Annotated in this window: 10 protein-coding genes; 4 read left to right on the top strand and 6 right to left on the bottom strand. The window is 71.1% G+C overall.

The genetic code is table 11. From position 1 onward, the window contains the following. Nucleotides 1-32: 32 nt before the first annotated feature. Both ACWGDE_RS31610 and ACWGDE_RS31615 read right to left on the bottom strand, forming a co-directional pair. Nucleotides 33-1484 (bottom strand): hypothetical protein, encoded by a 1452-nt coding sequence (locus ACWGDE_RS31610; protein WP_453392464.1) that lies wholly within the window; start codon nt 1482-1484, stop codon nt 33-35. A gap of 131 nt (nt 1485-1615) precedes the next feature. Further along, on the bottom strand, nt 1616-2176 hold the full coding sequence (locus ACWGDE_RS31615; RefSeq protein ID WP_453392473.1) for a TetR/AcrR family transcriptional regulator: 561 nt from the start codon (nt 2174-2176) through the stop codon (nt 1616-1618). A gap of 125 nt (nt 2177-2301) precedes the next feature. On the opposite strand from ACWGDE_RS31615, the gene ACWGDE_RS31620 reads away from it, so the two are divergent. Both ACWGDE_RS31620 and ACWGDE_RS31625 read left to right on the top strand, forming a co-directional pair. Then, nucleotides 2302-2757, top strand: a complete 456-nt coding sequence (locus tag ACWGDE_RS31620; RefSeq protein WP_453392465.1) for a nuclear transport factor 2 family protein — start codon at nt 2302-2304, stop codon at nt 2755-2757. 88 nt (nt 2758-2845) lie between these two features. Further along, nucleotides 2846-3241 (top strand): DnaJ family domain-containing protein, encoded by a 396-nt coding sequence (locus tag ACWGDE_RS31625; RefSeq protein WP_453392466.1) that lies wholly within the window; start codon nt 2846-2848, stop codon nt 3239-3241. Between the two features lie 39 nt (nt 3242-3280). Here ACWGDE_RS31625 and ACWGDE_RS31630 read toward each other — a convergent pair whose 3' ends face one another. After that, the gene (locus tag ACWGDE_RS31630) at nt 3281-4054 is read right to left on the bottom strand and encodes an SDR family NAD(P)-dependent oxidoreductase (RefSeq protein ID WP_453392467.1); all 774 of its coding nucleotides are present in this window, start codon (nt 4052-4054) and stop codon (nt 3281-3283) included. A gap of 78 nt (nt 4055-4132) precedes the next feature. Here ACWGDE_RS31630 and ACWGDE_RS31635 point away from each other — a divergent pair, with 78 nt between their 5' ends. After that, entirely contained in the window at nt 4133-4756 is a 624-nt protein-coding gene (locus ACWGDE_RS31635) for a TetR/AcrR family transcriptional regulator (protein ID WP_453392468.1), read from the top strand. A 98-nt stretch (nt 4757-4854) separates the two neighbouring features. Here the strand turns inward: ACWGDE_RS31635 and ACWGDE_RS31640 are convergent, their stop codons facing one another. The 3 genes from ACWGDE_RS31640 to ACWGDE_RS31650 all read right to left on the bottom strand — a co-directional run bounded on the left by ACWGDE_RS31640 (nt 4855) and on the right by ACWGDE_RS31650 (nt 7663). Next, the gene (locus ACWGDE_RS31640) at nt 4855-5595 is read right to left on the bottom strand and encodes an SDR family NAD(P)-dependent oxidoreductase (RefSeq protein WP_453392469.1); all 741 of its coding nucleotides are present in this window, start codon (nt 5593-5595) and stop codon (nt 4855-4857) included. 200 nt (nt 5596-5795) lie between these two features. Then, a complete protein-coding gene (locus ACWGDE_RS31645; RefSeq protein WP_453392470.1) occupies nt 5796-6830 on the bottom strand; it encodes an SGNH/GDSL hydrolase family protein in 1035 nt (344 codons plus the stop codon). 248 nt (nt 6831-7078) lie between these two features. Further along, nucleotides 7079-7663 carry a TetR/AcrR family transcriptional regulator gene (locus ACWGDE_RS31650; protein WP_453392471.1) on the bottom strand — a complete coding sequence of 195 codons (585 nt, stop codon included), beginning with the start codon at nt 7661-7663 and terminating at the stop codon, nt 7079-7081. Between the two features lie 122 nt (nt 7664-7785). Between ACWGDE_RS31650 and ACWGDE_RS31655 the strand changes: the two genes are divergently transcribed. After that, complete coding sequence (locus ACWGDE_RS31655) at nt 7786-9369, top strand: MDR family MFS transporter (protein ID WP_453392472.1); 1584 nt, start codon at nt 7786-7788, stop codon at nt 9367-9369. Nucleotides 9370-9427 lie beyond the last annotated feature (58 nt).

Consider the following 9427-nt stretch of genomic DNA (forward strand, 5'->3'; position numbering starts at 1 on the left):
CGGCGCCCACCGAAGGTGTGTGTCGGGTCAGATCAGCAGGTGGGGATGCGGTTCAGGTTCTCGGCGTAGCGCGCGGCGATCCAGCCGCGGCCGTCGGCGAGCTTGTACCAGAGGGAGTTGCCGTCCACCTCGGTGCCGTTGGTCTTGCACTGCACCAGGACCTCGCCGCCGTGCTTGATCACGCCGTTCTTCTCGTACCGCGTGCCCGGGCCGGTCCGGATGTGCAGCTTGTCGCTGACGATCCGGGCCTTCGGCTTGCCGCCCTTGCCATGGTCCTTGCCGTGGTCCTTGCCGTGATCTTTTCCGTGGTCCTTGCCGCACTTGCATGCGCCCGGCTTGCCCCGATCGCCCTTCGGGCCGCGCTCGCCCTTCTCGCCGCGGTCGCCCTTCGGGCCCGTCGGTCCGGTGGGACCGGGCTTGCCCTTGTGACCGGTGTGGCCGCGGTCGCCCTTGTCGCCCTTCTCGCCGCGGTCACCCTTCTCGCCGCGGTCGCCCTTGTCGCCCTTGTCGCCCTTCGGGCCTCCGCCCGGGCCGGTGTCGCCCTTCGGGCCCTCGGGGCCGCGGGGACCCTCCGGTCCCACGGGGCCCGGACGGCCGGTGTCACCGGTGTCGCCCTTCGGTCCCGCCGGGCCGGTGTCGCCCTTCGGCCCTCCGGCCGGTCCCGTGTCGCCCTTCGGGCCGGGGGCTCCGGTGTCGCCCTTGTCGCCCTTCGGTCCTCCGGCAGGGCCGGTGTCGCCCTTCGGGCCGGTGTCCCCCTTGTCCCCCTTCTTGCCGGGGTGACCCTTCGGGCCCTTCTCCCCCTTGTCGCCCTTCGGGCCGGTGTCGCCGCGGTCTCCCCTCTCGCCGCGTTCCCCTCGTTCCCCTCGTTCGCCGCGCTCCCCCTTGTCGCCCTTGTCGCCCTTGTCCCCCTTGGGGCCGGGGCGGCCCGGCTTGCCGTGGTGGCCGGGCTTCCCGTCGTGGCCGTCGTGACCGTCGTGACCGTCGTCGCCCTTGGGGCCCGTCACGGGGGTGGAGACCGCGTACAGGCCGGGCGAGTCACTGCCGTCGGCCCACTCGCCGCCGTCGAGCGTGGTGCCTTCCGGTGCGTCCGCGTCCACTCGTACGAGTACGCCCAGCCGGGTGTCGCTCCGCGCCGGGAAGGAGAAGCCCGCGCGGGTCCCGGCTTCGCAGGTCATCTGGCGCGCGTCGCTGGAACGCGTACAGGGAGCGGCGGCGCGGTCGTTGTTCCAGTAGAACTCGGCCTCGGGGAACGTGGTCCGCTCCGGAGCGGTGATCCGGAAGGTGCCGCGCTGTGCCCCTTCGGCGCCGGCGTTGGCGACGATCACGACGCGGCCGGTCCTGCCGGCGGCGATCGAGGGGACGTACGGCTGGGAGAAGCGGATGTGCGGCGAGTCGTCGGCGAAGGCGGGCGCGACCGGGAGCAGGCAGGTCGCGGTGACGGCCGCGACGACCAGAGCCGCGGACGTGCAGCGGGAAGCAGACAAGGGTGTTTCCTCCGCAAAGGAAGACGGCGGAACCGGCACATGACCGCCGAATGCGGTCCACCGGTGGACAAGACGCCCTCGGTCAGTTAAAAGCTGATGATGCGACCCTGCTGTGTACGACGCGTTACCGGTCACTCGGCAGCCGTGTGAATCACCCGTTCCGCGCGCATCAGGACGTACGCCGCCTCGCGCGCCCGCAGCGCCGGCCCCGGGCCGGGCTCCAGGGCCGCCACCACCGTCGCGCCCTCGACCAGGAGCAGCAGCTGCTCCGCCAGGCCCTCCCGGCCCGGGCCGGCGACCTCGGTCAACAGGGCCCGTAGCTCCGCCTTGTGCCGGCGCACCACGTCCAGCACGCCCTCCGGGCCCGCGCCCAGTTCCCCGTACGCGTTCAGGAACGCGCACCCCCGGAAGCCGGGTTCCGAGAACCACCGCGCGAGCCAGTCGAAGGCCGCCCCGACGGGTTCCGCGCTGCCGGTCACGGCCTCGCGCAGGCCGCTCATCCAGCGCCGGTCGCGGCGTTCCAGGTACGCGGTGACCAGGGACTCCTTGGCCGGGTAGAGGCGGTAGAGCCGCTTGAGCGCGACGCCGGACTCCGCGCGGATGCGATCCATGCCGACGGCCTGGATGCCCTCGGCGTAGAACAGCGCCTCCGCGGTGTCCAGCAGACGGACGCGGGCCTCTTCGTCGTTCATCGGGGCAGCGGGCATACGGGCAGCGTAGACCAGAATCGCTTGCGTTGAGAACGAGCGTTCTCTAGGGTGAGGCGTGTGAGAACGATCGTTCTCCGCCTGTTGTCGAGTCGAGAGGTGCGTCGGCCGTGACCACTCCCACCACTCCCGCTACTCCTGCCGCTCCCGCTTCCGCCGCCGTGCGGCCGCCCCTGCCGCCCTTCACCGAGGAGACCGCGCGCGCCAAGGTCCAGGCCGCGGAGGACGCCTGGAACAGCCGTGACCCCGAGCGCGTCGCCCTCGCCTACACCGAGGACTCCTCCTGGCGGAACCGCGACCGCTTCCTCACCGGCCGCGCCGAGATCCGCGCCTTCCTCGCCGACAAGTGGGAGCGCGAGCTGGAGTACCGGCTGCGCAAGGAGCTGTGGGCCTATACCGACAACCGGATCTCCGTGCGCTTCGAGTACGAGTGGCACGACGCGCAGGGCCAGTGGTGGCGCAGCCACGGCAACGAGCAGTGGGAGTTCGACGCCGCCGGCCTGATGCGCCGCCGCGAGGCCAGCATCAACGACATCCCGATCGAGGAGGCCGACCGCCGGCTCTAGGCCGTCGACCACCCCTTCTCTGGTTACCGTCAGTAACTCCCTTCCCGAGTGGCGGAGATATGCTGGTGGGGATCCTTGAGGAGGCAACGTGACCGAGCGCAAGCCGCCTGGTGTCAGCTTCGAATCCTTCGTGGACCGGCAGATCAGACAGGCCGCGGAGCGCGGCGAGTTCGAGGAACTGCCCGGCTTCGGCAAGCCGCTGGCCTCGCTCGACGCCCCGTACGACGAGCTGTGGTGGATCAAGGGCAAGCTCCACGGCGAGGGCTTCGCGGTCCTCCCGCCGGCCCTCGCGCTCCGCAAGGAGGCGGAGGACGCGCGGGAGGCGGTCCGCGGCGCCCGCACCGAGCGCCAGGTCCGGGGCATCCTGGCGGAGATCAACGACAAGATCCGAGCCGCCCTGCGCAGGCCGCCGCCCGGCCCGCCGCTGAACCTCGCCGAGTTCGACGTCGAAGAGGTCCTCGCGCAGTGGCGCGAGTCCCGCTAGATCGTGGAGCGGGTGGCCTGCCCACCCGAAGGGGAGGGCTCAGAGGCCGGAGCCTCCGGTCGCGTCGATCACCTTGCCCGTGACCCAGCGCGCGTCGTCCGAGGCGAGGAATGCCACGACATCGGCCACGTCCTCGGGTCGGCCGACCCGGCCCAGCGCGGCCAGGGAAGCCGCGTGGGCCTCGGCCTCCGGGTTGCCGCGCAGCCAGTCCGCGTTGACGTCCGTGTCGATGATCCCGGGGGCGACCGAGTTGGCCGTGATGCCCCGGGGGCCGAGCGCCTTGGCGAGGTTGAGGGTGAAGTTGTCCAGGGCGCTCTTGGTGGCGCCGTAGGCGATGGCGTCCGGCATGGCGAGGTGGGCCGCGCCGCTGGAGACGTTGATGATCCGGCCCGCGTCACGGAGTCGCTTCAACCCCTCCTGCACGATGAAGAACGGTGCCCGCACGTTCACCGCGAAGACCTCGTCGAAGCCCTCCTCGGTCAATGACTCCAGATCCGCACTCCGCCCGATCCCGGCGTTGTTGACGATGATGTCGACGGCCGGCTCGGGTGCGTGGTCGGGAATCCGGGCGTCGAAGGCCGACCACAAGGCGGCGGCGTCTCCGCGCCGGCCCAGCTCCGCCCGGAGGGCGAAGGCCCGGCCGCCGTCCTCCCGGATGCGCTCCACGACCTCGTGCGCCGCGCCCTCGTCGCGGGCGTAGGTCAGCGCGACGACGGCACCGTCCCGGGCGAGGCGCTCGGCGACGGCCCGCCCGATGCCCCTGCTGCCGCCGGTGACCAGCGCGATACGTCCTTCAAGTCGGTGGGAACCCATGGCGGTTGGCCGCCTTTCGTTTGTTGAGTGATCGACCAAGAAATAAGCTAACACGATTTCTTGGTCGAGCACTCTAAAATGTGGGGCATGGCTGAGACCCCCAAGCGCGGCCGCCCGCGCACCTTCGACCGCACGGCGGCGCTGACCGCGGCCACCCGCCTGTTCTGGGAGCGCGGCTACGAAGGCGTGTCCATCGGCGAGCTGACCGAGGCGATGGGCATCCGCTCGGGGAGCCTGTACGCGGCCTTCGGGGACAAGAAGTCCCTGTTCGAAGAAGTGGTCGACACCTACGGCCGGTCACCCGTCGGCAGCTTCGCGGGCGTGGCGCTCGCCGAGGAACCCACCGCGTACGGGGCGTTCGCACGCATCCTCCGGGAGGCCGCGGTCATCTACCCGGGCCCCGAACACCCCGCCGGCTGCCTGGTCATCAGCGCCGCGACCAACGTCACCCCGCAGGACGCGCAGGTCCGGGCGTTCCTCCGCGATCTGCGCAACACGAACGTGGACGGGTTCGAGTCACGGCTGCGCGAGGCACAGCGGGCGGGGGAGCTGCCCGCCGAGGCCGACACCCGGGCCTTGGCCGACTACTTCGCCACGGTTCTCCAGGGGCTCTCGCAGCGTGCCCAGGACGGGGCGACCGCCGCCCAGCTGACCGCGGCCGTCGACCTGGCACTGTCCGCCTGGCCGACGGCGCAGCCCTGATCGGTTCCCCCGACCCCGCCGGACGGGAACGCTGCCCTCGGGGGAAGACGCCCTCCGTGCCGGACGCACTCCTCGGCGGATGGCCTCGGCGGGCGGCCTCAGCGGGTGGTCCAGCCGCCGTCGAGGACGAGGTTGGCGCCCGTCATGTTGGAGGACATGTCCGAGGCCAGGAACAGGGCCGCGGCGGCGACCTCGTCCGGTCGGCCCAGCCGGCCGAGCAGGGTGCGCGACTCGAAGTCCTCGCGCATGGCCCGCGGGTCCGGGGAGGAGAGGAAGACGTCCTCCAGCAGCTGGGTGGAAATCGGCCCCGGGCACAGGGCGTTGACCCTGATTCCGGCCTTCGCGTGGTCGATCGCCGTCGCCTTCGTCAGCTGGATGACCCCGCCCTTGGAGGCGCAGTACGCCGCCACCCCCGCGTCCCCGACCACGCCCAGCTCCGAGGCCAGGTTGACGATGACCCCGCCGCCCCGCGCGGCCATCGCCGGGATGCCGTGCTTGGAGCAGAGGAACACCCCGCGCATGTTCACCGACATCAGCCGGTCCCATTCCTCGACGGTGGTGTCGAGGACCGTCTTCGCGAACTCGATCCCGGCGTTGTTGACCAGGACGTCCAACCCGCCGTGTTCCGTGACGGTGCGGTCGATCAGGGCCGCGACCGAGGACTCCTCGCTCACGTCGGCGTGGACGTAGGTCGCACCGAGCTCGGCGGCTTCCTCCCTCGCGTCCAGGACGTCCGCCATGACCACGCTCGCCCCCTCCTTCGCGAAGCGCTCCGCGATGGCGAGCCCGAGCCCCCGCTTGGCCCCCGTGACGATGGCGGTCTTTCCGGCGAGCAGCATGTCGGCCTCCTGAGCGATTCCGTCCCCGCCCCACCCGCCCCGCATGTCTGCGCGGCGCGGCCGGCCGGGCCTGTCCTGCCCCCCATCGTTGCGTCCCTCGAAGGCCCGGCCGCCGGGCCGAGGTCCCGGGAAGTCCGGTCATTGGTCCCCGGCAGCCGGCCCGCCCGCCCGTCGGCCCGCCCGCCGGCCGGGGGAGCGGGTCATCTCCTCGGCGCCACCAGTGCGGTCAGGGCCTCGGTGACCAGGTCCGCCTGATGGGTGGCGCCGCGGAGGTTCGGGTGGAGGACGGTGCAGGCCTCGCCCTTCGCCGGGATGGACCGGCAGAGCTCGGAGGGCGGATCGCTCTGGGCGCCGGACCCGGTCAGGCTGTCCTTGATCCCGTACATCCAGCGCCGCTCGCCCGTCGCGCAGACCCCGTGGCCGGTGCTGGAGGTGTACGTGTCCACGTACACCGCGCCGCTCCGCCCGGCCTGTTCCCGCAGGAGGTTGTTGAGCCGGCGCTCCAGGCCGTCGAGCCAGGGCATGTCGCCCTTGGTCACGGTGCCGAGCTGGTGCCAGGAGCCCCAGTCGCAGCCGGCGGCCTCGTCCACGACGGCCGGATATCCGACGACTGCGACCTTGGCGTGCGGCGCGCGCCTGCGGATCTCCTTCAACAGGCCGGAGAAATCGGCTTCCAGGGCGGTGAAGCGGGCATCGAGCCGGGAGGCGGCCTCGCCGCGCGCGTAGTGGTCGGTGCACGGGGTCCCCGTCCCGAAGGAGGCCAGTCCCCGCTTCACGCAGGTCTCGACGATGTCGGCGAAGCCCACGGAGTTGCCGCCCGCGCCGACCGTGACGAGATCGGTGCTCGCCGAAACGGCCCCGACCTGCGCGGGTTTGGCGGCCCAACCACCTGGTGGCGGCACGGACGGTGGCCCCTTCAGCTCGGACTGCGACCCCAGCAGCCCGGCTCTGACCTCGGCGGCGGAGCAGGTCACATCGGTGAGCCTCAACTTCAGCCGCCGCGCGGCCTGGTGCGGATAGTCCTGCTCGGAGCGACCGCACCCGTCGGCGTTCCACGGGCGCACGAAGGAGCCGGCGCTGTAGGAGTCCCCGAGGGCGACGTAGGAGAGGGGAGGGGGAGCGGACACGGGCGCCTGCGGCGCGAGGGCCTGCGGTGCGAGGGCCTGCGGCGCGAGGGCGGTGGTGAGGAACGCGGCCGTGGCGGTCGCGGCGGCGGTGAGGGCGAGACGGATCATGGCGGTGCCTTCGGTACGGGCGCCGCAGCCACTCCGCAGCGCACATCACCAAAAGTAGCGGATCCGATTACGGAGAGTAATGATCCTGGGCTCGGTTCGCCGGATCGAGTGAATGCCCTGGTTCTGGAGTCCCGCCCTTCGTCAAGCCTGCACCCGTCGGCGGGCGTTGAGCTCGGCCGCCGCCCCGGTCGCCGCCGTCGCCCCGGCTGCCGCCGCCGCCCCGGTCGCCACGCCAGCCGCCACCCCGCCTAGCCCTGCTGGTGTGCCTGCGTGATCAGATCCGTCGCGACCTCGAGCGCGGCCTGGCGCGTCTCCTCCGGGTCGCCCTCTACGTGCTGGAGGAACATCATTCCCGCGTGCAGGGTGAACAGGGCGCTCACGCAGCGGACTTGGTCCGCCAGCGGGGCGTCCTCCTGGCCCGTGCGGAGCAGCTCCACCAGGGTGAAGAGGCGCTTCTTCACCTTGTCGCCGATGCTCAGGTCCCGCAGCGAGGCCTGGTTCTCCTGCATGAAGCGGTACAGGGACGCGCCGCCCGCCATCGCCTCGCTGTAGCGCCGCAGCATCTCCCGCTTAGTCTCCAGGGTCCGCGGCTGCTGCTCCGCCCATTCGATCAGCTCGTCGATCGGCCGGGTCTGGTCCTCGAACAGGCTGATGATGATGTCTTCCTTGGTCTTGAAGTGGTAGTACAGCGCCGCCTTCGTGACCTCCAGCCGCTCCGCGATCTCGCGCAGCGACGTCTTCTCGTACCCCTGCTCGGCGAAGAGCTCCAGTGCCACGTCCTGGATGCGCTGCCGCGTGTTGCCGCGGCGCTGCTGCGGACTGCTGCTGGACATGGCTCTCCCCAATTACTTACTTGACGCCCGGCTAGTTACGGGTCTACCTTCCCCATTGTAGTGAACTAGCCGGGCGGCAAGTAAGTGTCGGGACCGGTGCACGTGCGCCAGGGGAGTGGAACATGGTGGAGATGACGAAGAACGCGGACACCTCGGAGGAGGTGAAGCCGCGCAGCGTGCGGGTCGTCCTGATGGCCCTCATGATCGCGATGCTGCTGGCCATGCTCGACAACATGATCATCGGCACCGCCATGCCCACCATCGTCGGCGAGCTCGGCGGCCTGGAGCACCTGTCCTGGGTGGTCACCGCGTACACGCTGGCCACCGCGGCCTCCACCCCCATCTGGGGCAAGATCGGCGACATGTACGGGCGCAAGGGCTCGTTCCTCACCTCGATCGTCATCTTCCTGATCGGCTCGGCGCTCAGCGGCATGGCCCAGGACATGGGCCAGCTCATCGGCTTCCGCGCCATCCAGGGCCTGGGCGCCGGCGGTCTGATGGTCGGCGTCATGGCGATCATCGGCGACCTGATCCCGCCCCGCGAGCGCGGCAAGTACCAGGGCATGATGGCCGGCGTGATGGCCCTCGCCATGATCGGCGGACCGCTGGTCGGCGGCACCATCACCGACCACATGGGCTGGCGCTGGTCCTTCTACATCAACCTCCCGCTCGGCGCCGTGGCGCTCGCCATGGTCACCGCGGTGCTGCACCTTCCCAAGAAGAAGGCGCAGGGCAAGATCGACTACCTCGGCGCGGCGCTGCTGACCATCGCGATCACCTCCACCGTCCTCGTCACCACCTGGGGCGGCACCGAGTACGCGTGGGGCTCCGCCGAGATCATCGGCCTGATCGTCGTCGGCGTCCTCTCCACCGCCGCGTTCCTCTTCGCCGAGACCAAGGCCGCCGAGCCGATCATGCCGCTGCACATCTTCCGCAGCCGCAACTTCGCCCTCATGTCCGTGATCGGCTTCCTGGTCGGTTTCGCGATGTTCGGCGGCGTGCTCTACCTCCCGCTGTTCCAGCAGTCGGTCCAGGGCGCCTCGGCCACCAACTCCGGCCTGCTGCTCCTGCCGATGCTGCTCTCGATGATGGTCGTCTCGCTGATCGCGGGCCGGATCACCACGAACAGCGGCAAGTACAAGATGTTCCCGATCATCGGCGGCGCGCTCATGGTCGCCGGGCTCTTCCTGCTCGCGACGATGGACACGGGCACCACGCGGCTGGTGTCGGGCGTGTACATGGCCGTCCTCGGAGCCGGCCTCGGCTTCCTGATGCAGATCACCATGCTGGTCGCGCAGAACAGCGTCGACATGAAGGACATGGGCGTCGCCTCCTCCTCGGCCACGCTGTTCCGTACCCTCGGCGGCTCCTTCGGCGTGGCGCTGATGGGCTCCCTCTTCACCAGCCAGGTCACCTCCACGATGAGCGAGCGGCTCGGGCCGCAGGCGGCGACGGCGGCGGGGTCCGCGCAGCTGGACGCGGCCAGTCTGGCGAAGCTGCCGGAGGCTGTTCGTGACGCCTATCAGCACGCGGTGGCTGCCGGTACGCACTCGGCGTTCTTGCTCGGTGCGGGGATTGCGGTACTGGGCTTTGCGGCCGCCTGGTTCGTGAAGGAGGTTCCGCTGCGCGGGGCGGGGCCTTCGGGTGCCGGTGGGGGGTCGGAGGAAGCGGCTCCGGCCGCACAGGTCAGTGCGGGCGCGCACTGAGTCCTTGTGGGTGAGGGGCAAGGGCCGCGGGGCGGCGGGCAGCGGGGGGGGGCGCGGG

This window comes from Streptomyces sp. NPDC054956 (assembly GCF_053609185.1).